Raw genomic sequence first — 25117 nt, forward strand, 5'->3', positions numbered from 1 at the left:
TGTGGTCAGCCCTCCGAGGGGGCGAGGCGCTTGAGCTCCGCCTCGGTCGAGCCCAGCAGGTCGTTCCAGGCCGCCTCGAACTTCTCGACGCCCTCGTCCTCCAGGAGCTGGACCACGTCGTCGTAGCTGATGCCCAGCTTGGCGACGGCGGCCAGCACCTCGCGGGAGGAGTCGTACGTGCCGCGCACGGTGTCGCCGGCGACCTCGCCGTGGTCGGCGGTGGCCTCCAGGGTCGCCTCCGGCATGGTGTTGACGGTGCCCGGGGCGACCAGGTCCACCACGTACAGCGTGTCCTTGTACGCGGGGTCCTTGACGCCGGTCGAGGCCCACAGCGGCCGCTGCTTGTTGGCCTGCGCCTTGTCCAGGGCCGCCCAGCGCTCCGAGGAGTCCGAGAAGACCTCCTCGTACGCCTCGTAGGCCAGGCGCGCGTTGGCCAGGGCCGACTTGCCCTTGAGCGCCTTGGCCTCGTCGGTGCCGATGCCGTCCAGGCGCTTGTCGATCTCGGTGTCCACACGGGACACGAAGAAGGACGCCACCGAGTGGATCTTCGCCAGGTCGAGGCCGCGCTCGCGGGCCTTCTCCAGGCCGGCCAGGTAGGCGTCCATGACCGCGCGGTAGCGCTCCAGCGAGAAGATCAGCGTCACGTTGACGCTGATGCCGAGGCCGATGACCTCGGTGATCGCCGGCAGGCCCGCCTCGGTGGCCGGGATCTTGATGAGCGTGTTCGGGCGGTCCACCAGCCAGGCCAGCTGCTTCGCCTCGGCGATCGTGGCGACCGTCTCGTGGGCGAGCCGCGGGTCGACCTCGATGGAGACCCGGCCGTCCTGGCCGTCGGTCGCGTCGAAGACCGGGCGCAGGATGTCGGCGGCGTCACGGACGTCCGCCGTCGTGATCATGCGGATGGCCTCGTCCACGGTGACCTTGCGGGCGGCCAGGTCGGCGAGCTGCTGGTCGTAGCCGTGCCCCTCCGAGATCGCCTTCTGGAAGATCGACGGGTTGGTCGTCACACCGACCACGTGCGACTGGTCGATGAGCTCGGCCAGGTTGCCGGACGTGATCCGCTGACGCGACAGGTCGTCCAGCCAGATCGCGACGCCTTCGTCGGAGAGGCGCTTGAGAGCGTCTGTCATGAGAGTTGCATCTCCAAAAAGTCGTACGTATCCGCGTCAGCGCGCGGCGGCTGCGATCGATTCCCGGGCGGCGGAGGCGACGGCCTCCGGCGTGAAACCGAACTCACGGAAGAGGACCTTGGCGTCGGCCGAGGCACCGAAGTGCTCCAGCGAGACGATCCGGCCGGCGTCACCGACGTACTTGTGCCAGGTCAGGCCGACACCGGCCTCGACCGCGACACGAGCCTTCACCGACGGCGGCAGGACCGAGTCCTTGTACGCCTGGTCCTGCTCCTCGAACCACTCCACGGACGGCATCGAGACCACCCGGGTCGGGACGCCGTCGGCCTGGAGCTGCTCACGGGCCTCGACGGCCAGGTGCACCTCGGAGCCGGTGGCGATGAGGACGACCTGCGGCTCGCCGCCCTCGGCGTCGAAGAGCACGTAGCCGCCCTTGGCCGCGTCCTCGTTCGGCGCGTAGGTCGGCACGCCCTGACGGGTCAGCGCCAGACCGTGCGGGGCGCCCTTCAGGTACTCGCGGGTGTGCCGCTTCATGATCTCGCGCCAGGCGATCGACGTCTCGTTGGCGTCGGCCGGGCGGACCACGTTCAGACCCGGGATCGCGCGCAGCGAGGCCAGGTGCTCCACCGGCTGGTGGGTCGGGCCGTCCTCGCCGAGACCGATCGAGTCGTGCGTCCACACGTAGGTCACCGGCAGGTGCATCAGGGCCGACAGGCGCACGGCGTTGCGCATGTAGTCCGAGAAGACCAGGAAGGTGCCGCCGTAGATGCGGGTGTTGCCGTGCAGCGCGATGCCGTTCATCTCCGCGGCCATGGCGTGCTCGCGGATGCCGAAGTGGATCGTGCGGCCGTACGGGTTCGCCTCCGGCAGCGGGTTGCCCTGGGGGAGGAAGGACGACGCCTTGTCGATCGTCGTGTTGTTCGAGCCCGCGAGGTCGGCCGAGCCGCCCCACAGCTCGGGGACGACCTCGCCCAGCGCCTGCAGGACCTTGCCCGAGGCGGCGCGGGTGGCGACGCTCTTGCCCGCCTCGAAGACCGGGAGCTTCTCCTCCCAGCCGGCCGGCAGCTCGTTCGCCTGGATCCGGTCGAACTCGGCGGCCCGCTCCGGGTTGGCCGTACGCCACTCGGCGAGCTGCTTGTCCCAGGCGGCGCGGGCCTCGCGGCCGCGGTCGCCGAGCGCGCGGGTGTGGCCGATGACCTCGTCGGTGACCTCGAAGCTCTGCTCCGGGTCGAAGCCCAGGACGCGCTTGGTGGCCGCGACCTCCTCGGCGCCGAGCGCCGAGCCGTGCGCGGCCTCGGTGTTCTGCGCGTTCGGCGCCGGCCAGGCGATGATCGAGCGCATCGCGATGAACGACGGACGCTCGGTCTCGGCCTCGGCCGCGCGGATCGCCGCGTACAGGCCGGCCGGGTCCAGGTCGCCGTTCTCCTGCGGCTCCACGCGCTGCACGTGCCAGCCGTACGCCTCGTACCGCTTCATCGTGTCCTCGGACACGGCGGTCTCGGTGTCGCCCTCGATCGAGATGTGGTTGTCGTCCCACAGCAGGATCAGGTTGCCCAGCTTCTGGTGACCCGCGAGCGAGGACGCCTCGGCGGAGATGCCCTCCTGGAGGCAGCCGTCGCCGGCGATCACGTAGACGTTGTGGTCGAAGGGGGAGGTGCCGGGGGCCGCCTCCGGGTCGAACAGACCCCGCTCGTAGCGGGCGGCCATCGCCATGCCCACCGCGTTCGCGACGCCCTGGCCCAGCGGGCCGGTGGTCGTCTCGACGCCGGCCGTGTGGCCGTACTCGGGGTGGCCCGGGGTCTTCGAGCCCCAGGTGCGGAACGCCTTGAGGTCGTCCAGCTCCAGACCGAAGCCACCCAGGTACAGCTGGGTGTACAGGGTCAGCGAGGAGTGGCCCGCCGAGAGCACGAACCGGTCGCGGCCCACCCACTCGGGGTCGGACGGGTCGTGGCGCATCACCTTCTGGAAGAGGGTGTACGCGGCCGGCGCGAGGCTCATCGCCGTACCCGGATGGCCGTTGCCGACCTTCTGTACGGCGTCCGCGGCCAGGATGCGGGCGGTGTCCACGGCCCGCTGGTCCAATTCGGTCCACTGGAGGTCTGTGGTGGTCGGCTTAGTGCTCACCCTGGGTCAGGGCTCCTCTCCACATGTCTGTAGCCGGTGACTGAGGGTGTACCGGCGCTGTCGAGCCTACCCCCGAAAAAGCCCCCTCTTTTCGTGTCCATGCCCCTCAAATGAGCGCTCGGAGCAAGAGTGCCGGTGGGCGTGGCGCTCCGCCTCCCGAACGGCGCGCCGAACCGTGTCCACCCCTTGATACGGGGCCGGATACGCGCTCAAGAGTGAGCCCCGCCAACACGACCCCACCCCCGCGAAGATCGGTGTCTGGGCAACGTCTACAGTGGCGTGGTACGCGCAAGTTTCACCCCGCCTTTATCCGGGGAACTTGCTGGGAATTTCTCTGTCAGGGGTGTGCGTGACGGCCGTCGAGTCCCGACCCGCAGGGGTCGTCTTGGCTTCCGGCCCGGGGGGCCGTCGGCCGTTCGGGGCCCGCGTCAGGGCGTTCGTGGCGCTGACCAAGCCGCGGATCATCGAACTGCTGCTCATCACCACCGTTCCGGTGATGTTCCTCGCCGAACAGGGCGTGCCCGACCTGTGGCTGGTGCTCGCCACCTGCTTCGGCGGCTACCTCTCGGCCGGCGGCGCCAACGCGCTGAACATGTACATCGACCGCGACATCGACGCGCTGATGGACCGCACCTCGCAGCGCCCGCTGGTCACCGGCATGGTCTCGCCGCGCGAGGGCCTGGTCTTCGGCCTCACCCTGGCCGTCGTCTCCACCCTCTGGTTCGGCCTGCTCGTCAACTGGCTCTCCGCCTGGCTCTCGCTCGGCGCGCTCCTCTTCTACGTCGTCGTCTACACGATGCTGCTGAAGCGGCGCACCGCGCAGAACATCGTCTGGGGCGGCATCGCCGGCTGCATGCCAGTCCTCATCGGCTGGTCCTCGGTCACGAACTCGATGTCCTGGGCCGCCGTCGTCCTCTTCATGGTCATCTTCTTCTGGACGCCGCCGCACTACTGGCCACTGTCGATGAAGGTGAAGGAGGACTACGCGCGCGTGGGCGTGCCGATGCTCCCGGTGATCGCCTCCAACAAGGTCGTCGCCAAGCAGATCGTCGTCTACAGCTGGGTCATGGTCGCGGTCTCGCTGCTGCTCACCCCGCTGGGCTACACCGGCTGGTTCTACACCGCCGTCGCCCTGGCCACCGGCGGCTGGTGGCTCTGGGAGGCGCACGCCCTGCTGAACCGCGCCAAGGCCGAGGTCACCGGCGCGAAGCTCAAGGAGATGCGCCTCTTCCACTGGTCCATCACCTACGTCTCGCTGCTCTTCGTGGCGGTCGCGGTGGACCCCTTCCTGCGCTAGTTCCTCCGCAGGCGGTTCTCCGGCTCCGACGGCCGGGTCGTGTGGGCTGTCCCACGCGGCCCGGCCGTCGTCAGTCGATCTACCGCTCGGTAGCATCCTTGGCATGGCAGACACCAAGGAAGAGACCACGGCCGTCGCCCCGCGCGACGCGCGCAAGGCGGCCAAGCTGGCCAAGGAGATCCGCGCCTTCGGCAAGGAGCACGGCGGCGTCGAGGGCCAGCTCGCCCACATCGGCCAGGCCGGCACCCGGATCGTCCTCGTCGGCGAGGACGGCGGCTGGGGCGACCTGGTGGCCCCCACCCACGCGATCGCCCAGCAGGCCGCCGAGCAGGCCGGCCTCACCCTGCACGACGAGTTCGACGGCGAGTTCGCCGCCAAGGTCGTCACCGGCCCGTACGAATGGACCCGCATGGCCGGGATCCAGCTCGGCGGCCCCGCGAACGCCTGACCCCGCGGGGCGTCAGCCAACAACCTCGCGCGGGGTTCACCCGTTAGGACGTGTGGAGACACGTCCACGCAGGGAGCCCCCGAGATGATCGACACGCCGCGCCTGGTGGACCAGTACTGCCACGGGGTGCTCCGGACGGAGCTGGGCCTCGGCACCTTCGAGGCCCACCTCGGCCCGGCAGCCGTCCTGCCCGCGTCCGGGACCACCTTCTTCGACACCCAGACGGGCTTCGCCGTACGCCGCTGGTGCCCGCCGCTCCTCGGCCTCGAACCGCACTGCCCGCCCGCCCGCTACCTCGCCCGCCGCCGGGAGCTCGGCGTCGCCGAGACCGGCCGCCGGCTGCTGCGGGGCGCCGGCATCGCCACGTACCTCGTCGACACCGGCCTCCCGGACGACCTCACCGGGCCCGCCGAACTCGCCGCCGCGGGCCGCGCCCGCGCCCACGAGATCGTCCGCCTCGAACCCCTCGCCGAGCAGGTCGCCGACACCTCCGGCACCGTCGACGCCTTCCTCGCCAACCTCACCGAGGCCGTCCAGGACGCCGCCGTGCACTCCGTCGCCTTCTCCTCGGCCTCCGCCGCGCGCTGCGGCCTCGCCGCCGTCGCGGAGCCCCCCGGGCGCGGCGAGGCCCGCCGGGCCGCCGGCCGCTGGCTCGCGGACCGGCCCGCGAAGGGCCCCCTCGACTCGCCGGTGCTGCTGCGCCACCTGCTGTGGATCGCGGTGGGCGCGGGACGGCCGCTCCAGCTGCACACCGGGGACCGGGACCCGGCCGGTCTGGCCGGTTTCGCCGCCGCCACCGCCGGGCTCGGCGCCGACCTCGTGCTGCTGCACGGCTCGCCGCACCACCGGACGGCGGCCCGGATGGCGGGCGCCTTCCCGCACGTCTACGCGGACCTGGGCGCCGCCCTGACGCACACCGGGGCGCGGGCGGCGGACGTCCTCGCCGAGGTCCTGGAGCTGGCCCCCTTCGGCAAGCTGCTCTACTCCAGCGGCGCCCGCGGCCTGCCCGAGCTGCACGTGGTCGCCGCCAGCGCCTTCCGGGCCGCCCTGGGCCGGGTGCTGGGCTCCTGGGTCCTGGACGGCGCCTGGTCGCGTCGGGACGCGCAGCGGGTCGCCGCGATGCTCGCCGCGGACAACGCGACGCGGGTCTACCGGCTGGGCTGAGCCGCCGGGCTCATGCCGCGGCCAGCTCCGGGTCCGCCTGGGCCGGGATGCCGGCCGTCGGCAGCGGGCGCTCGCGCAGGCTCAGGGCCAGGCGGACGACCGCGATCCACATCAGCGAGGAGCCGAGCATGTGGGCGGCGACCAGCAGCTCCGGGACGCCGGTGAAGTACTGGACGTAGCCGACGGCTCCCTGGGCCAGCAGCACGATCAGCAGGTCGCGGGCGCGGGCCCGGGTGTCGTCCGGGGCGTCGACCACGCGGAGGACCAGCCACATCGCGACGGCGAGGGCGCAGACCGCCCAGGCGGCGATGGCGTGCAGATGGGCGGCGTTCGTCCAGTCCCAGGGCATCCGGGGCACGTCGCTGCTGTCGCCCGCGTGCTTGCCGGCGCCGGTCACCGTGGTGCCGAGCACGATCAGCAGGCCCGACACGACCGTGATGGCCCAGGACAGCTTCCGTACCGGCTTGGGCACGCGCGGGCGCGCGGGCGTGTCGCCCTCGCCGGCCCGGTGCCAGGTGATCACCGTGACGGTGAGCAGCGCGTTGGCGGCCAGGAAGTGGCCGGCCACGGTCCACGGGTTGAGGCCCATCCAGACGGTGACGCCGCCGATGACGGCGTTGCTCATCACGATCCAGAACTGCGCCCAGCCCCAGCGGGTGAGGCCGCGGCGCCACGGCTTGGTCGAGCGGGCGGCGATGATCGCCCAGCCGACGGCCGCCGACAGGACGTACGTCAGCATCCGGTTGCCGAACTCGACGAAGCCGTGGAAGCCCTGCTCGGCGGTGACGATGAGGCTGTCGTCCGTGCACTTCGGCCAGGTGTCGCAGCCGAGACCGGAACCGGTCAGCCGGACCGCGCCACCCGTGACGATGATGAGCACGCTCATCACGACGGCGGAGAGCGCGGCGCGCCGGAGGATCCGGGGGGACGGGGTCCAGCGCTGGGCGATGAAGGCGAGGGGGGTCTGCACGGGCCCTATCGTAGGCAAGGGCTTGTGCACGCTTTCACGAGGGGGTACGGGGGAGTCGTCTCCCCGGGAGAGCCGAGGGGCACGAGGGGGTACGGGGGAGTCGTCTCCCCGGGAGGACAGGGGCACGAGGGGTGCGCTGTCGGGAGACGTCGCCCTCCGAGCCCCCGCGGGCGACTACTCCCAGCGGAAGAACTTCGCCGCCGCCCCGAGGCCCAGGACGGCCCACACGGCGAGGATCCCGGCATCGGCCCACGGCATCCCCGAACCGTCCTGGAGGACGTCCCTGAGGCCGTCCGAGAGGGCGGAGATGGGCAGCAGCGCCAGCACGTCGCCGGCGGCGCCGAACCTGTCCAGCGGGACGATCACCCCGCCGCCGACCAGCAGCAGCAGGAAGACCAGGTTGGCGGCGGCGAGGGTGGCCTCGGCCTTGAGCGTGCCGGCCATCAGCAGCCCCAGCCCGGAGAAGGCGGCCGTGCCGAGGACGAGCAGGAGCACCACGGCGAGCGGGTTGCCGTGCGGGGACCAGCCCAGGCCGAGCGCGATGGCGGTCAGGAGGACGATCTGCAGGACCTCGGTGACCAGGACGGAGAGCGTCTTGGCGGTCATCAGGGCCCAGCGGGGGAGCGGGGAGGCGCCGAGCCGCTTCAGGACGCCGTAGCGGCGCTCGAAGCCGGTGGCGATGGCCTGGCCGGTGAAGGCGGTGGACATCACGGCGAGCGCGAGGACGCCCGGGGCGAGGAAGTCGACGGCCTTCCCGTCGCCCGTGTCCACCACGTCCACGGTCGAGAAGAGCACCAGCAGCAGGGACGGGATGATCACCGTGAGGAGGAGCTGCTCGCCGTTGCGGAGCAGCATCCGGGTCTCCAGGGCCGTCTGGGCCGCGATCATCCGCCCGACGGGGGCGGCCCCCGGCTTCGGCGCGTACGTACCGGCGCTCATGCGCGCAGCTCCTTGCCGGTCAGTTCCGGGCTGTGCTTTCCCGGGGGACAAGCCCCGGACCCCCGGCAGATCTCGGGCTTGCCCGCCTTCACGACCTCAGCTCCTTGCCGGTCAGCTCCAGAAAAACGTCTTCGAGGGTGTGGCGCTCGACCGCGATGCCGTCGGGCATCACGCCGTGCTGGGCGCACCAGGTGGTGACGGTGGCGAGCAGCTGGGGGTCGACGGTGCCGCTGATCCGGTACGTGCCGGGGAGCGGCTCGGCGGCCTGGGTGCCGTCCGGGAGCGCCTTGAGCAGGGAGCCGAGGTCGAGGCCGGGGCGGCCGGTGAAGCGGAGGGTGTTCTCGGCCCCGCCGCGGCAGAGCTGCTCGGGGCTGCCCTGGGCGGCGACCCGGCCGCCGTCGACGATGGCGACGTCGTCGGCGAGCTCCTCGGCCTCCTGCATGAAGTGGGTGGTGAGGACGACGGTGACGCCGTCGGCGCGCAGCTCGCGGACGAGGTCCCAGGTGGCGCGGCGGGCCTGCGGGTCGAGGCCGGCGGTGGGTTCGTCGAGGAAGACCAGTTCGGGGCGGCCGACGACGGCCATGGCGAGGGCGAGCCGCTGCTGCTGGCCGCCGGAGAGCCGTCGGTAGGTCGTCCGGCCGCAGGAGCCGAGGCCGAGGCGCTCGATCAGGGCGTCGACGTCGAGGGGGTGGGCGTGCAGCTTCGCCATGTGGCGCAGCATCTCGTCGGCGCGGGCGCCCGAGTAGACGCCGCCGGACTGCAGCATCACGCCGATGCGGGGGCGCAGGGCGGCGGCGTCGGCGACGGGGTCGAGGCCGAGGACGCGGACGGTGCCGGCGTCCGGCCTGCGGTAGCCCTCGCAGGTCTCGACGGTGGTGGTCTTGCCGGCGCCGTTGGGGCCGAGGACGGCGGTGACGGTGCCGGTGCGCACGTCGAGGTCGAGGCCGTCGACGGCGGTCTTGGTGCCGTACCGCTTGACCAGGCCGCGGACGCGGACGGCGGTGTCGGCCGTGTCGGCGGACTCGTTTCGCATGCCGGGAAGTCTAGGAGAGACCCGGACGGGCCCGTCCGTCCGGGCCCCGGATTCATCCCACCAATGATCGTTTCCGCAGGTCAGGTAAGCCTTACCTGAGTGATGCACGCCATCGTCACCACTTCCGGCGCCGCTTGTCACTGCCTGATTAATTACGCAACAATGGCGTTGTGAAAAACCTTGGCGCGGCTCCGGTGGAGGAACTCGCGACCCGAGAGCGGTCCACGCGCAACCGGGTCGCGCGGTCCATCCTGGATCACGGGCCGTCCACCGTCGCGGACCTCGCCGAGCGGCTGGGCCTCACCCAGGCCGCCGTCCGCCGGCACCTGGACGCGCTCGTCGCCGAGCAGGTCGTCGAGGCCCGCGAGAAGCGCGTCTACGGGACCCGTACCCGCGGCCGCCCCGCCAAGGTCTTCGCCCTCACCGACTGCGGCCGGGACGCCTTCGACCAGTCGTACGACTCCCTCGCCGTCGAGGCGCTCCGCTGGATCGAGCGCAACGCCGGCGGAGAGGCCGCCGTCGCCGCCTTCGCCCGCGACCGGATCGAGGCCCAGGCCGAGTCCTACCGCGAGGCCGTCGAGTCGGTCGAGCCCGAGCGGCGGGCCGAGGCGCTGGCCAAGGCCCTCACGGCGGACGGGTACGCTGCCACTGCGCGCAACGCGCCGGTCGGCGAGCAGCTCTGCCAGCACCACTGCCCGGTCGCCCACGTCGCCGAGCAGTACCCCCAGCTGTGCGAGGCGGAAACGGAGATCTTCTCCCGCCTCCTGGGAACGCACGTCCAGCGCCTGGCCACCATCGCCCACGGCGACGGCGTCTGCACCACGTTCATCCCGCACAGCGCCCCACAGACCACCGAAACAGCATCCGCAAGCACGGCCGGGAGGAACCCCGCATGACCACCGAGATCAGCCACCCCGAGCTCGAGGGCCTGGGTCGGTACGAGTACGGCTGGGCCGACTCCGACGCGGCCGGCGCCGCGGCCAAGCGCGGTTTGAACGAGGACGTCGTCCGCGACATCTCCGCGAAGAAGAACGAGCCCGAGTGGATGCTCAAGCTGCGTCTCAAGGGTCTGCGCCTCTTCGACAAGAAGCCCATGCCGACCTGGGGCTCCGACCTCGGCGGCATCGACTTCGACAACATCAAGTACTTCGTGCGGTCCACCGAGAAGCAGGCCGAGTCCTGGGAGGACCTGCCGGAGGACATCAAGAACACGTACGACAAGCTCGGCATCCCGGAGGCGGAGAAGCAGCGCCTCGTCGCCGGTGTCGCGGCCCAGTACGAGTCCGAGGTCGTCTACCACCAGATCCGCGAGGACCTGGAGGAGCAGGGCGTCATCTTCGTCGACACCGACACCGCGCTGAAGGAGCACGAGGAGCTCTTCAAGGAGTACTTCGGCACCGTCATCCCGGTCGGCGACAACAAGTTCGCCTCGCTGAACACGGCCGTGTGGTCCGGCGGATCGTTCATCTACGTGCCGAAGGGCGTGCACGTCGAGATCCCGCTCCAGGCGTACTTCCGTATCAACACGGAGAACATGGGCCAGTTCGAGCGGACGCTGATCATCGTCGACGAGGACGCCTACGTCCACTACGTCGAGGGCTGCACCGCCCCGATCTACTCCTCCGACTCGCTGCACTCCGCGGTCGTCGAGATCATCGTGAAGAAGGGCGGCCGCTGCCGCTACACGACCATCCAGAACTGGTCGAACAACGTCTACAACCTGGTGACCAAGCGCGCCGTCGCCTACGAGGGCGCCACCATGGAGTGGGTCGACGGCAACATCGGCTCCAAGGTCACCATGAAGTACCCGGCCGTCTACCTGATGGGCGAGCACGCCAAGGGCGAGACCCTCTCCATCGCCTTCGCGGGCGAGGGCCAGCACCAGGACGCCGGCGCCAAGATGGTCCACATGGCCCCGAACACCTCGTCGTCCATCGTCTCCAAGTCGGTGGCGCGCGGCGGCGGCCGCACCTCCTACCGCGGCCTCATCGAGATCGGCGAGGGCGCCCCCGGCGCCAAGTCCAACGTGCTCTGCGACGCCCTGCTGGTCGACACGATCTCCCGCTCCGACACGTACCCCTACGTGGACGTGCGCGAGGACGACGTGACCATGGGCCACGAGGCCACCGTCTCCAAGGTCTCCGAGGACCAGCTCTTCTACCTGATGCAGCGCGGTCTCACCGAGCAGGAGGCCATGGCGATGATCGTCCGCGGCTTCGTCGAGCCGATCGCCAAGGAGCTGCCGATGGAGTACGCGCTGGAGCTGAACCGGCTGATCGAGCTGCAGATGGAAGGCGCGGTCGGCTAGTACCGCCACCGCCCCACCCGTACCGCAGCGACTGATTTCTTACGCAGGAAGAGAGCAAGACGACAGCCATGGCTGAGGCTCAGAACATCCCGGCCGGTTCCACGACCGCCGGCTCGATCGCGGTGGCCGCCGAGTCCACCGTCGCCACCCGCATGAGCGCCCCGCCGTCCTTCGACGTCGCGGACTTCCCCGTCCCGCACGGCCGCGAGGAGGAGTGGCGCTTCACCCCGCTGGCCCGCCTCCGCGGTCTGCACGACGGCACCGCCGTCGCCACCGGCGAGGGCGTCCGGGTCGAGATCGAGGCCCCCGAGGGCGTCACCGTGGAGACCGTCGGCCGTGACGACGCCCGCCTCGGCAAGGCCAAGCCGGTCGACCGGGTCGCCGCCCAGGCGTACTCCTCCTTCGAGAAGGCGTCGGTCGTCACCGTCGCCAAGGAGGCCGTGCTCGCCGAGCCGATCCGGATCGCCGTGCACGGCGAGGGCGGCGTCGCCTACGGCCACCAGGTGATCGAGCTCGGCGCCTTCGCCGAGGCCGTCGTCGTCATCGACCACACCGGTGACGCGGTGCTCGCCGCCAACGTGGACTACGTGCTCGGCGACGGCGCCAAGCTCACCGTCGTCTCCGTCCAGGACTGGGACGAGAAGGCCGTCCACGTCGCCCAGCACAACGCCCTCGTGGGCCGCGACGCCTCCTTCAAGTCGGTCGTGGTGACCTTCGGCGGCGACCTGGTGCGCATCCACCCGCGGGTCGAGTACACCGCCCCCGGCGGCTCCGCCGAGCTCTTCGGCCTGTACTTCACCGACGCCGGCCAGCACCAGGAGCACCGCCTCCTCGTCGACCACAACACCCCGCACTGCACCTCGAACGTCGCCTACAAGGGCGCGCTCCAGGGCCAGGACGCGCACGCGGTGTGGATCGGCGACGTCCTCATCCAGGCCGCGGCCGAGGGCACCGACACCTACGAGCTCAACCGGAACCTCGTCCTCACCGACGGCGCCCGGGTCGACTCGGTGCCGAACCTGGAGATCGAGACCGGCGAGATCGCCGGCGCCGGCCACGCCTCCGCCACCGGCCGCTTCGACGACGAGCAGCTCTTCTACCTGATGGCCCGCGGCATCCCGGAGACCGAGGCCCGCCGCCTCGTCGTCCGCGGCTTCTTCGCCGAGCTGGTCCAGCAGATCGGTCTGCCGGACGTCGAGGAGCGCCTGATCGCCAAGGTCGAGGCCGAGCTGGAGGCTTCCGTCTGATGGCCTTCGTCCGAGTCTGCGCACTGAGCGAGCTGGAGGCCGACACCCCGAAGCGGGTCGAGGTCGACGGCACGCCGGTGTCGGTCGTCCACACCGAGGGCGAGGTGTACGCGATCAACGACATCTGCTCGCACGCCAACGTCTCCCTCTCGGAGGGCGAGGTCGAGGACTGCGCCATCGAGTGCTGGCTGCACGGTTCCAGCTTCGACCTCCGTACCGGCAAGCCGTCGGGCCTTCCCGCGACGCGCCCCGTCCCCGTGTACCCCGTAAAGATCGAAGGGGACGATGTGCTCGTCTCCGTCACCCAGGAGTCCTGAGTCACCCATGGCAACGCTCGAAATCCACGACCTGCACGTCTCCGTCGAGGCGGAGAATGGCCCCCGCGAGATCCTCAAGGGCGTCGACCTGACCATCAAGCAGGGTGAGACCCACGCGGTCATGGGCCCCAACGGCTCCGGCAAGTCGACCCTGGCGTACTCCCTGGCGGGTCACCCCAAGTACACGGTCACCGGCGGCACCGTCACCCTCGACGGCGAGGACGTCCTGGAGATGTCCGTCGACGAGCGCGCCCGCGCCGGCGTCTTCCTCGCCATGCAGTACCCGGTCGAGGTCCCCGGCGTCTCGGTCTCCAACTTCCTGCGCACCTCCGCCACCGCCATCCGCGGCGAGGCCCCCAAGCTGCGCACCTGGGTGAAGGAGGTCCGCGAGGCCATGGACAAGCTGTCCATGGACCCGGCCTTCGCCGAGCGCAACGTGAACGAGGGCTTCTCCGGCGGTGAGAAGAAGCGCCACGAGATCCTCCAGCTGGAGCTCCTCAAGCCGAAGATCGCGATCCTCGACGAGACCGACTCCGGCCTCGACGTCGACGCCCTGCGCATCGTCTCCGAGGGCGTCAACCGGGTCCGCGAGACCGGCGAGGTCGGCACCCTGCTGATCACGCACTACACGCGCATCCTGCGCTACATCAAGCCCGACTTCGTGCACGTCTTCGCGAACGGCCGCATCGTCGAGTCCGGCGGCGCCGAGCTCGCCGACCAGCTGGAGAACGAGGGCTACGACAAGTACGTGAAGGGTGGCGCATCCGCGTGACTTCCGCCCATCAGGGGCTGACCGGCCTCCTCGACACCGAGGCGATCCGCAAGGACTTCCCGCTCCTGGATCGCACGGTCCACGACGGCAAGAAGATCGTGTACCTGGACTCCGCGGCGACCTCGCAGAAGCCGCGCCAGGTCCTCGACGCGCTCAACGCCTACTACGAGCGGCACAACGCCAACGTCCACCGCGGCGTCTACACGGTCGCCGAGGAGGCCACCGAGCTGTACGAGGGCGCCCGCGACAAGGTCGCCGCCTTCATCAACGCGCCGAGCCGCAACGAGGTGATCTTCACCAAGAACGCCTCCGAGTCGCTCAACCTCGTGGCCAACATGCTCGGCTGGGCCGAGGACCCCTACCGGGTCGACCACGAGACCGAGATCGCCATCACGGAGATGGAGCACCACTCCAACATCGTCCCGTGGCAGCTGCTCTCGCAGCGCACCGGCGCGAAGCTGAAGTGGTTCGGCCTCACCGACGACGGCCGCCTCGACCTGTCGAACATCGAAGAGGTCATCACGGAGAAGACGAAGATCGTCTCCTTCACGCTGGTCTCCAACCTGCTCGGCACCCAGAACCCGGTCGAGACCATCGTCCGGCGCGCCCAGGAGGTCGGTGCGCTCGTCTGCATCGACGCCTCGCAGGCGGCCCCGCACCAGGTCCTGGACGTGCAGGCGCTCCAGGCCGACTTCGTGGCCTTCACCGGCCACAAGATGTGCGGCCCGACCGGCATCGGCGTGCTGTGGGGACGGCAGGAGCTCCTGGAGGACCTGCCGCCCTTCCTCGGCGGCGGCGAGATGATCGAGACCGTCTCGATGCACTCCTCCACCTACGCGCCGGCCCCGCACAAGTTCGAGGCCGGTACGCCCCCGATCGCCCAGGCCGTCGGCCTCGGCGCGGCGGTGGACTACCTGTCGGCGATCGGCATGGAGAACATCGCGCGCCACGAGCACGCGATCACCGAGTACGCCGTCCGACGCCTCCAGGAGGTGCCGGACCTGCGGATCATCGGCCCCACCACGGCCGAGGACCGCGGCGCGGCGATCTCCTTCACCCTCGGGGACATCCACCCGCACGACGTGGGGCAGGTGCTGGACGAGCAGGGCATCGCGGTCCGGGTCGGCCACCACTGCGCGCGGCCGGTCTGCCTGCGGTACGGAATTCCTGCGACCACGCGGGCGTCGTTCTACCTGTACTCCACTCCGGCCGAGGTCGACGCCCTGGTCGAGGGGCTGGAGCACGTCCGTAACTTCTTCGGATAGGACGGCTGAGCGCTGTGAAGCTGGATTCGATGTACCAGGACGTCATCCTGGACCACTACAAGCACCCGCACGGGCGGGGCTTGCGGGACGGCGACGCCGAGGTGCACCACGTCAACCCGACCTGTGGTGACGAGATCACGCTCCGTGTGAAGTACGACGGCGACCGCATCGAGGACGTCTCGTACGAGGGCCAGGGCTGCTCCATCAGCCAGGCGTCGGCCTCCGTACTCAACGAGCTCCTCGTCGGCAAGGAGCTGGCCGAGGCACAGAAGATCCAGGAGACGTTCCTGGAGCTGATGCAGTCCAAGGGCCAGGTCGAGCCCGACGACGCCATGGAGGAGGTGCTGGAGGACGCGGTCGCGTTCGCCGGCGTCTCCAAGTACCCGGCCCGGGTGAAGTGCGCGCTGCTCAGCTGGATGGCGTGGAAGGACGCGACCGCCCAGGCGCTGGGCGACGCGGAGAGGAAGACGGCATGACCGAGAACATCGAGGCCACGATCAAGCCGGCCTCCGAAGAGGAGATCCGCGAGGCGCTGTACGACGTCGTCGACCCCGAGCTGGGCATCGACGTCGTCAACCTCGGCCTGATCTACGGGATCCACATCGACGACTCCAACGTCGCGACGCTGGACATGACGCTGACCTCGGCGGCCTGTCCGCTGACCGACGTCATCGAGGACCAGGCCCGCTCCGCCACCGACGGCATCGTCAGCGAGCTGCGGATCAACTGGGTCTGGATGCCCCCGTGGGGCCCGGACAAGATCACCGACGACGGCCGCGAGCAGCTGCGCGCGCTGGGCTTCAACGTCTGATCGCCGCTCGACCGTACGAGAAGAGGCCCCCGGCATTCCGCCGGGGGCCTCTTCTCATGCCGTCACGCCGCCGTCCGGGCGGCCAGGACCGGGCCCAGGTTCTCCCGGCGGATGCGCTGGTCGACGTAGAGGAGCCCGGAGGTCAGCGGCAGCAGGGGGCCGAGGACGAGCTGGGTCAGGAGCTGGAGGAGGCCGCCCGTGACCGCCAGGGTGGCGACGGACGCGAAGACGGTCCCGGGGGTGGCGTGCCGGGTGAGCGGGACGCCGAAGACCGCGGACTGCGTCACGAGGGAGATCACCGTCTGCACGGCGAGCGAGACGCCGCCGACGATCAGCCCCATCACCAGCGTGCAGCCGAAGATCCGCCACCAGGAGCCGCGGACCAGCTGCGCCGAGCGGCGCATGGCGGTCAGGGCGCCGGCCGACTCGACGACCGCGGCGGTCGGGGCGAGGCTGAACCTGACCCAGATCCAGAGGGCGACCGGCGTGGTGCCGAGCGCCAGGAACAGCAGCAGCAGGGCGGTGAGCGCCGCCCCGACCTCGTCGCCGGAGCCCGGCTCGACGCTCGCGAGCAGCGCGAACAGCATCACGCAGAGCCCGGCCAGGAAGAGCACGACCGGCACGAGGGCGGCCAGGGCCGACAGGACGACCGTGCCGAGCACCGAGCCGAGCCGCGACCAGGCCCGGCGCCACACCGTCCCGAAGCCGACCCGGCGGCCGAGCACCGCCTCCTGGACGACGACCGCGACGGCCCCGTGCAGCAGGCCCGTCGACAACAGCACCCCCACGGCCAGGAGCAGCCAGAGCCCGGCCAGGCCGGCGAAGAGCGGCGTCAGGTCCGAGAGATCGGCGCCACCGGTGGAGGACGTGTCCCCCATGGCCTCCCAGGGGCCGGACAGGGCGGCCCAGCCGGCCGCGCCGAGCCCGGCGACCACCACGGCGGCCAGGGCGTAGGAGACCAGCGCCATGCCGAACAGCGCCTTCCAGTGCCGGCGGTAGGCACCGAACGCCCCCGCGAGGACGTCGCCGAGCTCCAGCGGCGCCAGCGGTATCACACCGGGCTTCGGCGGCGGTGCGGCCGGAAAGCCGTACCGGTACGGCCCAGGGGTGTAGGTCATGCGCCCTACCGTAGCGGCCGCCGTTGTGTACGCCCGTACACAACGGCGCTACCCTCGGGCCCATGGGTTACGGACTGCTCGCCGGGGCCATAGCGGCCGAGATCATCGCCACCACCTCCATGAAGTACAGCGAGGGCTTCACCAGGCTCTGGCCCTCGCTCGTCACCGGCACCGGGTACGTCATCGCCTTCGCGCTGCTCGCCCAGGCCCTCAAGACCCTCCAGGTCGGCACCGCCTACGCGATCTGGTCCGGCGTCGGCACCGCCGCCGTCGCCGGGATCGGGATCCTCTTCCTCGGCGAGACCCTGAGCCTCGCCAAGATCGCCGGGATCGTCCTCATCATCGCCGGCGTCGCCGTGCTCAACCTGGGCGGGGCGCACTGATGGCGCGGCCCCGGCGGTACGACCCCGGGCGGCGCGAGCGGATCGTGGACGCCGCCCTGCGGGTGGCGCGCCGGGACGGGATCGGCGGGCTGAGCCACCGCACGGTCGCCGCCGAGGCGGACGTGCCGCTCGGCTCCACCACGTACCACTTCGGCTCCCTCGACGAACTCCTCGTCGCCGCCCTCCGGAAGGTGAACGCCGGGTTCGCCGAGCAGCTGCGGAGCCGGCCCGTGCGCGACGGCGACACCCTCGCCGACGGGCTCGCCCGGCTGCTCGGCGGGTGGCTCGGGGCCGAGCGGAGCCAGGTGGAGCTGGAGTACGAGCTCTACCTCGCCGCCCTGCGCCGCCCCGCGCTGCGGCCGGTCGCCGCCGAATGGGCCGAGGAGGTCGTCACCGTCCTCGCCCCGCACACCGGGCGGGCCACCGCCCGCGCCCTGGTCGCCCTCATGGACGGCATCGGCCTCCAGGTGCTGCTCACCGGCGCGCCGTACGACGAGGCGTACGCCCGCGAGATGATCGCCCGGATCCTGAACGAAGCGCCGAAAGACCAGGCCGGGGGCTTGTCGGAAGCTCCGGCGGGCCCGACCGGCACCTGAGACCGGTTGGCCCGCGCGGGGGCGGGACCGTTAGGTTTTCCGTCATGACCACCACTGCTCACCGCACCACCGGCGCCGTCGCCGCCGGCCTCGCCACCATCGCCGGCGACGGCACCGTCCTCGACACCTGGTTCCCCGCTCCCGAGCTCACCGCGGAGCCCGGCCCGGCCGGCACCACGCGGCTCTCCCCGGACGAGGCCGTGAACGCCCTCGGCGAGGGCGCCGCCAAGGCGCTCGGCGTGGACGCCCGCCGCGGCGTCGAGGTGGTCGCCGTCCGCACCGTCATCGGCTCCCTCGACGACAAGCCGCTCGACGCCCACGACGCCTACCTCCGCCTCCACCTGCTGAGCCACCGCCTGGTGAAGCCGCACGGCCAGAGCCTGGACGGCGTCTTCGGCCTGCTCGCCAACGTCGCCTGGACCTCGCTCGGCCCGGTCGCCGTCGACGACATCGAGAAGGTGCGGCTCAACGCCCGCGCCGAGGGCCTGCACCTCCAGGTCACCTCGATCGACAAGTTCCCCCGCATGACCGACTACGTCGTGCCCGCCGGCGTCCGGATCGCCGACGCCGACCGCGTCCGCCTCGGCGCCCACCTGGCCGCCGGCACCACCGTCATGCACGAGGGCTTCGTCAACTTCAACGCCGGCACCCTCGGCACCTCCATGGTCGAGGGCCGCATCTCCGCCGGCGTCGTCGTCGGCGACGGCTCCGACATCGGCGGCGGCGCCTCCACCATGGGCACCCTGTCCGGCGGCGGCAACGTGATCATCTCCATCGGCGAGCGCTGCCTGATCGGCGCCGAGGCGGGCGTCGGCATCGCCCTCGGCGACGAGTGCGTCGTCGAGGCCGGCCTGTACGTCACCGCCGGCACCCGGGTCACCCTGCCCGACGGCCAGATCGTCAAGGCCCGTGACCTCTCCGGCCAGTCGAACATCCTCTTCCGCCGCAACTCGGTCACCGGCGCCGTCGAGGCCCGCCCGAACAACGCGGTCTGGGGCGGCCTCAACGACATCCTGCACAGCCACAACTGACGACAACCGAACCTCGTCACGGAGCGTTGTCCCGGTGGAGCGCTGTGCTCCACCGAGAGACGAGGCGAGGAGTCGACATGAGGACGAAGCCCATGGTCGCCGGGGTGCTGGCCGCGGCGGCGGTGCTGCTGCTGCCGGCGGGCGCCGCCCGGGCGGACGAGACGCACACGCACAACGGGCCGACGGTGACCAACGGCCCCAGTCTCAGCCTGCACACCGGGCAGATCGACGACCCGCTGGAGGACGTCCTGGAGCACGCGGCGATCCTCGGTCGGACCTACACGACCGACGCCGCCTGATCCAGCTCCGCGAGGAGGGCACGCAGCCCGTCGGCCGTCTCCCGGTCGGCGGGCCGCAGCGGTTCCCGGAGCACGCCGCCGAGCAGGGCCTTCGCGGTGACCGTGCCGGGCAGGCCGGCGGCCATCATCCGCTCGACCAGCGGCAGCGTGCGGGCGTGCAGCCGGGCGGCGAGGGTGGTGTCGCCGGCGTCGTACGCGTCGAGGACGGCGGCGAGCGGGCGCGGCGCCACGTTCGCGACCGTGCTCACATAGCCGGCGCCGCCCACCGCGTACAGCGGCAGGTTCAGCTCCTCGCTGCCGGAGTAGTACGCGAGCCCGGTCTCGGCGATCAGCCGGGCCGCGGTCAGGAGGTCGTACGAGCAGTCCTTGACGGCCGTGATCCGCGGGTGCCCGGCGAGGCGGCGCATGGTGCCGGGCTCGACGCGGGTGCCGGTGCGGCCGGGGATGTCGTAGACCATCACGGGGAGCCCGGTGGAGTCCGCGACCTTCAGGAAGTGGGCGGCGACCGCGTCCTGCGGCGGGCGGCTGTAGTACGGGGTGACGACGAGCAGTCCGTCGGCGCCCGCGGCCTCCGCCTGGCGGGCCAGCTCCACGGTGTGCCGGGTGTCGGCCGTGCCGACGCCCGCGACCAGCACGGGGGCCGGGCCGACCGCCTCCCGGACCGCACGGAGCAGCGCCGCCTTCTCGGCGTCCGTGGTGGTGGGGGACTCGCCGGTGGTGCCGTTGAGGACCAGGCCGTCGCAGCCCTCCCCGACCAGCCGGGCGGCCAGCTTCCCGGCCGCGTCGAGGTCGAGGGCGCCGGCGTCGGTGAAGGGGGTGACCATCGCGCAGAGGGTGCGGCCGAAGGGGCGGTGAGTGTTCATACGGGGAGTCTGGGCGCGAGCGAGCGTGACGGTCCACTTAGATCTGCTTGGCCGGAATGTTCAGCCAGGCTGAGGAGTGGGAGCTCACAGGGCCAGCTTGAAGCCCTCGTGGCTACAAACGTAGCCGAGCGAGGCGTAGAAGCGGTGGGCCTCGGCGCGTTCCTTGTTGCTGGTCAGCTGGACAAGGGCGCAGCCGCGGCCGCGGGCCCGGTCCGCCGCCAGCTCCATCAGCCGGCGGCCCAGGCCCGCGCCTCGGCGGTCGGCCCGGATCCGGACCGCCTCGATCAGCGCCCGCTCGGCGCCGCCCTTGCCGAGACCGGGGATGTAGGTGGCCTGGAGGCAGCCGAGGACCGTGCCGTCCGCGTCGGCCAGCACCAGCATCTCGTTGCGGGGGTCGGCCTCGATGGCCGCGAAGGCCCGCTCGTACGCCTCGGTGACCCGGACGGTCGACGGGTCGACGACCCGCCGCTCGTCGGCCAGGAGGGCGAGGACGGCGGGGAGTTCGGCGCGGGTGGCGGGGCGAAGGATCACGACCGGAAGTCTCCCATGCCGAATCCCCTTGACCTCGACCAAGGTTGAGGGAGGAGGGTCGGGTCATGCGAACCGAGCAGAAGGAGACCCGCGTGAACGCCGTCGCACGCCCCGAGGCCCGCCCCGACCTCCACCGCCCCGGAGTCGGTGCCGTCCTCGTCAGTACCTGGCGGGTGGGCACCCCCGAGCGCCAGCGCGCCGCCGTCGAGGCCATCCGGACGGCCTGGGAGAGCCGCGCGTGGCCGGACCTGGGCCTGCTCTCGTACAGCGTTCTCGCCGGCACCGACGGGGAGACGCTGCTGCACTACTCGCAGTGGACCGAGGAGCAGGCGTACGACGACTTCGTGCGCGCCTACCGGGACGACAGGAACGCCGAGATCGACGCCGCCGTGCCCGGCATCGAGCGAGTGGAACTCCGCCGCTACGGGCGTGTCCACCGCTCCCGCAGCCACGGTGCGGAGGACGGGGGGAGGCTGCCCGGGGTCGTCGTGATCGTCGAGGCGGACTTCGACCCGGCCGGGGCCGGGACGGGACAGCGGGAGGAGTGGGTGGACAACGTCCTGACCGCCCTGGACGAGGACGAGGCCGCCGGGGCACGGCCGGTGTCCGGCGGGATCAGCGGCAACTTCCATCTGTCCACGGACGGCGGCCGGGTCCTGAACTACGCCGAGTGGGAGAGCGCGCGGGCCCACGAGGACTGGCTGGCGAACGCCGCGCCGCTCAGCGACGCCTGGCGGGCCGTCCACCACCACCCGGGGCTGGTCGGCAGCCGCGTGCGCAGGTACGCGCCCGCGCTCAGCCTGAGCGCGGGCGCGTAGCGCGGGATCCGGGTTACGGGCGGAAGCGCAGGACCTGCGGGTCGTGGTCGCTGTTCTGGTCCGCGAACTCGGCGTTGATGTGCACGCTGTCGTACTCGAAGTGGTGCACGCCGGGGCTGGTCAGGATCTGGTCGAGGACCTGGCTGTTGCCCTGGTAGACGTACGAGTAGCGCTCCGGGCGGGGCAGCGACGTCACGGCCGCGTGGAGGGCGCCGCCGTCGGTCAGCGCCTCCGTCGTGCCGGAGAACTCGAAGTCGTTGATGTCGCCGACGACGAGGACGTCCGCCTGCTTGTCGACCGCGATGATCTCCTTCACGAAGGCGTTCACGGCCTGCGCCTGGAGGTGGCGCTTGACCTCGGAGGAACGGTTCGGCGGCTGGTGGTGGGAGACGATCGACTCGTCGCCGCCCTTCGAGCCGAAGTGGTTGGCGATCACGAAGACCGTGCGGCCGCGGAAGGTGAACTCGCCCGCCAGCGGCTTGCGGCTGGCCTCCCAGGCGGCGTTCGCCGGGTCGATCCGGCCGGGGGAGAGGGTGAGGGCGGCGCGGCCCTTCGAGCCCGTGACACCGGTCGCGGTGGTCGCGTCGCCGCCCGCGCGGTCCACGAAGGAGACCCGCTCGGGGTTGAAGAGGAAGACCTGGCGGATGTTGCCGCCGGGCTCGCCGCCGTCCTTGTTGTTCTCCGGGTCGATCGAGCGCCACTCGTACGCCGGGCCGCCGGCCGCCACGATCGCGTCCGTGAACTTCTTCAGCGTCTGGGCGGCCGAGACCGTGCCGTCGTTCTTGGCGCCGTTGTCGTCCTGGATCTCCTCCAGGGCGACGATGTCCGGGGTGGCGAGGTTCTCGACGACCGCCTTGGCGAGCGCGTCGAACTTCTCCTGCGGGTCGCTCGGGTCGAGGTTCTCCACGTTGTACGTGGCCACGGCCAGCTCGTTCTTGTGCTGCTTCTCGGTGACCTCGTGCTCCAGGCCCATGTCCTGGAGGGTGCCGAGGGTGCGGGCGGTGAGCGTGTAGCCGCCGAACTGGTTGAAGTCGAGCGGGCCCTCGGTCGAGCCGGTCAGCCAGTCGCCGACGTTCGCCTTCGGGAAGGGCTGCTGGGCGAGCGGGATCAGCGACTGGATCTGGAGCCGGCCGGTGTTCTGGGACTCGTACGAGCCGTAGACCGTGCCGCCGCGCTCGTTGTCGTTCTCCCACGGCTTCACCGTGACCCACAGCTCGGAGTACGGGTCGGTGGCGCCGACCACCCGGGAGGAGCCGACGCGGACGTTGGTGCCCTCCAGGGACTCGTAGTAGTCCAGGGCGTACGTCTCCGGGTCGAGCGGCAGGCCGTTGATGGAGCCGCCGTTCGCCGGGTCGCCCGCGGGGGTGTACGCGTCCGGCACCGACCAGGGGGCGATGGTGACCGGGGCGGGCAGCGCGTTGCCCTTCGAGACCACGGTGACCTTCGGGCGGGACAGCTGGGTCAGCGACTGGTTGCCGGAGTTGAGGCCGCCGGGGACGTACTCGGTGACCGTGCCGTCGACGCTGACCGCGTCGCCGACCGCGACCGTCGGGGCGGAGCTCGTGAAGACGAACAGGCCCTCGCTGGTGGCCGGGTTCTCGTCGCCCTGCGGGTCCTGCATCCAGAAGCCGCGCGAGGAGCCGTAGCCGCGGACACCGGTGACGATGCCCGTCACCCCGGTGACCTGCTTGCCGGCCAGCGGCGAGACCCGGGTGGTGCCCTGGACGTCGTGGATGCGGACGGCGGCGGTGTCCTCTGCCGCGGCGCTCTGCGAGCCGGCGAGCAGACCGGCCGCGAGCGCGGCCGCGACCACCGCGGAGACGGCGGCGGTTCTCGGTATGGAGGAAGACATCAGGAGGCTCCGAGGGTGCTTGGAGGAACGGCAGAGAGATCTACGCGCGTCAATCTCCGGTGAGACCGCCCCACTTGTCAAGGGTCGACGGGTGTACGAAGGCTGACGGGCCCGTGAACCGGCGGGCGGCCCCCCGGATGCGTCTACGCTGAGACGCCGGCCCCACCCCGGTGCCGGCCGGTCCCCACCGGGCACCCCACCGATCCACGCGCGCGTCGAGGAGATCCCCCACATGGCTGCGGAGCACCCCACCCTTCCCCCCGTTCGGCTGCCCTCGGACGCGGAGCTGGCTCGGGAAGCCCTGGCCGCCCCCCTCCTCGCCCACGCCGTCCGCCTCGCCCGCTGGGCCGGACCCGACACCCGGGTCGGCGCGGGCGGCGAACTCGTCGACGAGCAGCTGCCGGACGCCGCCGGCGTCCTCGGCCTCGGCGACGACGAGGACGCCGAGTACTGGGCCGGCGACGCCTGGCGGCTCGCCGTCGACACCGGCCTGGTCGACGTCGAGGACGGCGCCGACGACGACACCCCCGGCACCGCCGCCCCCGGCGAGAACCTCGCCGTCGTCACCGGCGGCGCGCCCAAGGACGTGCTCGCCCTCTGGCTCGACGCCTTCGAGGCCGTCTTCGCCGACGCCGTGGCCCCCGCCCTCGACGACCTGGAGCCGCTGCTCGACGAGGACGGCGGCCTCGACCTCGACACCCTCGACTGGGACCCGGAGGCGGAGGCCGACTTCCTGGAGGGCGTCCTCGGCAACCTCTACCTGCTGACCGTCAGCGAGGGCGGCCCCGGCGACGGGCCCGTGCCGCTGCCCGCCCTCGCCGCCTCCATGGTCGTCCCCGACGACATGGGCGAGCCCACCGACGACGTCCTGGAGCAGGTCTCCGACGCGATGATGCGGCTCGACGAGCAGTTCCGCCTCCTGGAGCCCATCGGCCTCGTCGCGTACCAGCCCGTCGACGAGGCCCTGATGGCCGAGGAGGGCGAGGAGCCCGCGCCGCCCGTCGACGACGAGGACGTCACCCGCTACGGCATGGTCCGCCTCACCCCGCTCGGCCTCTTCGGCGTCCGCACCCGCATGGTGGAGGCCGGAGTCGCCGCCCCCGCCGTCGGCGACCTCGCCGATAAGGACGCCGACACCCTCCTCGCCGGCCTCGTCGGCTACCCCGAGTCCGCCGCCCGCGCCGAGACCGAGGCGTGGCTCGCCGGCCGCGAGCCGGTGCCCGCCGCCGCCGACCTCCTCGCCGCCGCCCGCGGCTCCGACCCCGAGTCCCCGCTCCGCCGCCTCCACTGCCAGCAGGCCCTCGCGCTCGTCGGCCCCGAGGCCGAGCCGGTGGTCCGCGCCGTCCTCGACGACCCGGAGCTCGGCGGCCTCGCCCGCGTCTGGCTCGCCGAGCGCGGCGCCTCCGACGTGCCCCCGCCGCCGGAGTCCATGATCTTCTGGCTCGCGGTCGACACCATCGCCGCCCAGCTCGACGCCTCCGGCGAACCGGCCGAGCTCCAGGAGCTCATCGAGGGCCTGACCAGCCGCCACACCGGCTTCCTGGAGACCGCCTGGCGGGTCGAGCACCCGGCCACCGCCGACGTCCTCGACGCGATGGGCCGGCTCCACCCGGACAAGACGGCCGCCAAGGAGGCCCGCAAGGCCGCCTTCAAGGCCCGCTCGCGCACCGGCTCCGCCTGATCCCCCGCCGACGGAGCGCCTTTCCCCGGACCGGAGAAGGCGCTCCGCGGCCGTTCCCACGGCGTTCAGCCGCCGTTCCCGTGGACAGGCGAGGGTGTGCGCGACAACCGGCACCCAGCT

General features: G+C 71.8%; 26 protein-coding genes. 17 read left to right on the forward strand and 9 right to left on the reverse strand.

The genetic code is table 11. The features are described 5' to 3' along the window. Positions 1 to 5 precede the first annotated feature (5 nt). The gene (tal, locus tag IF73_RS0102115) at positions 6 to 1130 is read right to left on the reverse strand and encodes a transaldolase (RefSeq protein WP_031002786.1); all 1125 of its coding nucleotides are present in this window, start codon (positions 1128 to 1130) and stop codon (positions 6 to 8) included. 36 nt (positions 1131 to 1166) lie between these two features. Next, positions 1167 to 3254, reverse strand: a complete 2088-nt coding sequence (tkt, locus tag IF73_RS0102120; protein ID WP_031002788.1) for a transketolase — start codon at positions 3252 to 3254, stop codon at positions 1167 to 1169. A gap of 343 nt (positions 3255 to 3597) precedes the next feature. Here tkt and IF73_RS0102125 point away from each other — a divergent pair, with 343 nt between their 5' ends. The 3 genes from IF73_RS0102125 (at position 3598) to IF73_RS0102135 (ending at position 6163) form a co-directional block, all read left to right on the forward strand. After that, on the forward strand, positions 3598 to 4551 hold the full coding sequence (locus IF73_RS0102125) for a heme o synthase (protein ID WP_402311816.1): 954 nt from the start codon (positions 3598 to 3600) through the stop codon (positions 4549 to 4551). Positions 4552 to 4654: 103 nt separating this feature from the next. Beyond that, the gene (locus IF73_RS0102130) at positions 4655 to 4999 is read left to right on the forward strand and encodes a hypothetical protein (RefSeq protein ID WP_031002792.1); all 345 of its coding nucleotides are present in this window, start codon (positions 4655 to 4657) and stop codon (positions 4997 to 4999) included. Positions 5000 to 5083: 84 nt separating this feature from the next. Continuing rightward, positions 5084 to 6163, forward strand: a complete 1080-nt coding sequence (locus IF73_RS0102135; RefSeq protein WP_031002794.1) for an amidohydrolase family protein — start codon at positions 5084 to 5086, stop codon at positions 6161 to 6163. A 10-nt stretch (positions 6164 to 6173) separates the two neighbouring features. Here IF73_RS0102135 and IF73_RS0102140 read toward each other — a convergent pair whose 3' ends face one another. The 3 genes from IF73_RS0102140 to IF73_RS0102150 all read right to left on the reverse strand — a co-directional run bounded on the left by IF73_RS0102140 (position 6174) and on the right by IF73_RS0102150 (position 9105). Continuing rightward, the gene (locus tag IF73_RS0102140) at positions 6174 to 7133 is read right to left on the reverse strand and encodes a COX15/CtaA family protein (protein WP_234338134.1); all 960 of its coding nucleotides are present in this window, start codon (positions 7131 to 7133) and stop codon (positions 6174 to 6176) included. Between the two features lie 174 nt (positions 7134 to 7307). Continuing rightward, positions 7308 to 8072 (reverse strand): ABC transporter permease, encoded by a 765-nt coding sequence (locus IF73_RS0102145; RefSeq protein WP_031002798.1) that lies wholly within the window; start codon positions 8070 to 8072, stop codon positions 7308 to 7310. A gap of 88 nt (positions 8073 to 8160) precedes the next feature. Beyond that, positions 8161 to 9105: an ABC transporter ATP-binding protein gene (locus IF73_RS0102150; RefSeq protein ID WP_031002800.1), complete on the reverse strand. Its 945-nt coding sequence runs from the start codon at positions 9103 to 9105 to the stop codon at positions 8161 to 8163. Positions 9106 to 9275: 170 nt separating this feature from the next. Here IF73_RS0102150 and IF73_RS0102155 point away from each other — a divergent pair, with 170 nt between their 5' ends. From IF73_RS0102155 to IF73_RS0102190, 8 genes are all read left to right on the forward strand, one after another. After that, positions 9276 to 10001: a helix-turn-helix transcriptional regulator gene (locus IF73_RS0102155; RefSeq protein WP_031002802.1), complete on the forward strand. Its 726-nt coding sequence runs from the start codon at positions 9276 to 9278 to the stop codon at positions 9999 to 10001. Continuing rightward, positions 9998 to 11413 (forward strand): Fe-S cluster assembly protein SufB, encoded by a 1416-nt coding sequence (sufB, locus tag IF73_RS0102160; RefSeq protein ID WP_031002804.1) that lies wholly within the window; start codon positions 9998 to 10000, stop codon positions 11411 to 11413. The genes IF73_RS0102155 and sufB overlap by 4 nt, the downstream gene beginning before the upstream one ends. A gap of 68 nt (positions 11414 to 11481) precedes the next feature. Continuing rightward, the gene (gene sufD / locus IF73_RS0102165) at positions 11482 to 12660 is read left to right on the forward strand and encodes a Fe-S cluster assembly protein SufD (protein WP_031002806.1); all 1179 of its coding nucleotides are present in this window, start codon (positions 11482 to 11484) and stop codon (positions 12658 to 12660) included. Further along, positions 12660 to 12977: a bifunctional 3-phenylpropionate/cinnamic acid dioxygenase ferredoxin subunit gene (locus IF73_RS0102170; protein ID WP_030692512.1), complete on the forward strand. Its 318-nt coding sequence runs from the start codon at positions 12660 to 12662 to the stop codon at positions 12975 to 12977. Before sufD ends, IF73_RS0102170 begins: the two co-directional genes overlap by 1 nt. A gap of 7 nt (positions 12978 to 12984) precedes the next feature. Continuing rightward, a complete protein-coding gene (gene sufC / locus IF73_RS0102175; RefSeq protein WP_031002808.1) occupies positions 12985 to 13749 on the forward strand; it encodes a Fe-S cluster assembly ATPase SufC in 765 nt (254 codons plus the stop codon). Further along, entirely contained in the window at positions 13746 to 15014 is a 1269-nt protein-coding gene (locus IF73_RS0102180) for a cysteine desulfurase (protein ID WP_031002810.1), read from the forward strand. The genes sufC and IF73_RS0102180 overlap by 4 nt, the downstream gene beginning before the upstream one ends. 14 nt (positions 15015 to 15028) lie before the next feature. Then, on the forward strand, positions 15029 to 15490 hold the full coding sequence (sufU, locus tag IF73_RS0102185; RefSeq protein ID WP_031002812.1) for a Fe-S cluster assembly sulfur transfer protein SufU: 462 nt from the start codon (positions 15029 to 15031) through the stop codon (positions 15488 to 15490). Continuing rightward, positions 15487 to 15825: a metal-sulfur cluster assembly factor gene (locus tag IF73_RS0102190; RefSeq protein ID WP_031002814.1), complete on the forward strand. Its 339-nt coding sequence runs from the start codon at positions 15487 to 15489 to the stop codon at positions 15823 to 15825. The genes sufU and IF73_RS0102190 overlap by 4 nt, the downstream gene beginning before the upstream one ends. A 62-nt stretch (positions 15826 to 15887) precedes the next feature. Here IF73_RS0102190 and IF73_RS0102195 read toward each other — a convergent pair whose 3' ends face one another. Beyond that, positions 15888 to 16943, reverse strand: a complete 1056-nt coding sequence (locus tag IF73_RS0102195) for a hypothetical protein (protein ID WP_031002816.1) — start codon at positions 16941 to 16943, stop codon at positions 15888 to 15890. Between the two features lie 62 nt (positions 16944 to 17005). Here IF73_RS0102195 and IF73_RS0102200 point away from each other — a divergent pair, with 62 nt between their 5' ends. The 4 genes from IF73_RS0102200 to IF73_RS0102215 all read left to right on the forward strand — a co-directional run bounded on the left by IF73_RS0102200 (position 17006) and on the right by IF73_RS0102215 (position 19252). Further along, complete coding sequence (locus tag IF73_RS0102200) at positions 17006 to 17326, forward strand: DMT family transporter (protein WP_031002818.1); 321 nt, start codon at positions 17006 to 17008, stop codon at positions 17324 to 17326. After that, on the forward strand, positions 17326 to 17922 hold the full coding sequence (locus IF73_RS0102205) for a TetR/AcrR family transcriptional regulator (protein WP_051716483.1): 597 nt from the start codon (positions 17326 to 17328) through the stop codon (positions 17920 to 17922). Before IF73_RS0102200 ends, IF73_RS0102205 begins: the two co-directional genes overlap by 1 nt. 44 nt (positions 17923 to 17966) lie before the next feature. Further along, a complete protein-coding gene (gene dapD, locus IF73_RS0102210) occupies positions 17967 to 18953 on the forward strand; it encodes a 2,3,4,5-tetrahydropyridine-2,6-dicarboxylate N-succinyltransferase (RefSeq protein WP_031002822.1) in 987 nt (328 codons plus the stop codon). A gap of 77 nt (positions 18954 to 19030) precedes the next feature. Then, the gene (locus IF73_RS0102215; RefSeq protein ID WP_031002824.1) at positions 19031 to 19252 is read left to right on the forward strand and encodes a hypothetical protein; all 222 of its coding nucleotides are present in this window, start codon (positions 19031 to 19033) and stop codon (positions 19250 to 19252) included. On the opposite strand, the gene dapA is transcribed toward IF73_RS0102215, so the two are convergent. Then, on the reverse strand, positions 19231 to 20115 hold the full coding sequence (gene dapA / locus IF73_RS0102220) for a 4-hydroxy-tetrahydrodipicolinate synthase (RefSeq protein WP_031002826.1): 885 nt from the start codon (positions 20113 to 20115) through the stop codon (positions 19231 to 19233). The two genes, IF73_RS0102215 and dapA, sit on opposite strands and share 22 nt — an antisense overlap. Positions 20116 to 20199: 84 nt before the next feature. Next, positions 20200 to 20646 (reverse strand): GNAT family N-acetyltransferase, encoded by a 447-nt coding sequence (locus tag IF73_RS0102225; RefSeq protein ID WP_031002828.1) that lies wholly within the window; start codon positions 20644 to 20646, stop codon positions 20200 to 20202. Between the two features lie 65 nt (positions 20647 to 20711). On the opposite strand from IF73_RS0102225, the gene IF73_RS0102230 reads away from it, so the two are divergent. Beyond that, complete coding sequence (locus IF73_RS0102230; protein ID WP_051716484.1) at positions 20712 to 21464, forward strand: antibiotic biosynthesis monooxygenase; 753 nt, start codon at positions 20712 to 20714, stop codon at positions 21462 to 21464. Between the two features lie 13 nt (positions 21465 to 21477). On the opposite strand, the gene IF73_RS0102235 is transcribed toward IF73_RS0102230, so the two are convergent. After that, positions 21478 to 23316, reverse strand: a complete 1839-nt coding sequence (locus IF73_RS0102235) for an endonuclease/exonuclease/phosphatase family protein (protein ID WP_031002832.1) — start codon at positions 23314 to 23316, stop codon at positions 21478 to 21480. 232 nt (positions 23317 to 23548) lie between these two features. Between IF73_RS0102235 and IF73_RS0102240 the strand changes: the two genes are divergently transcribed. Further along, positions 23549 to 24997 (forward strand): hypothetical protein, encoded by a 1449-nt coding sequence (locus tag IF73_RS0102240; RefSeq protein WP_031002834.1) that lies wholly within the window; start codon positions 23549 to 23551, stop codon positions 24995 to 24997. Positions 24998 to 25117 lie beyond the last annotated feature (120 nt).

It is taken from the genome of Streptomyces sp. NRRL F-5727, assembly GCF_000719555.1.
In the GTDB taxonomy this organism is placed as follows: domain Bacteria; phylum Actinomycetota; class Actinomycetes; order Streptomycetales; family Streptomycetaceae; genus Streptomyces.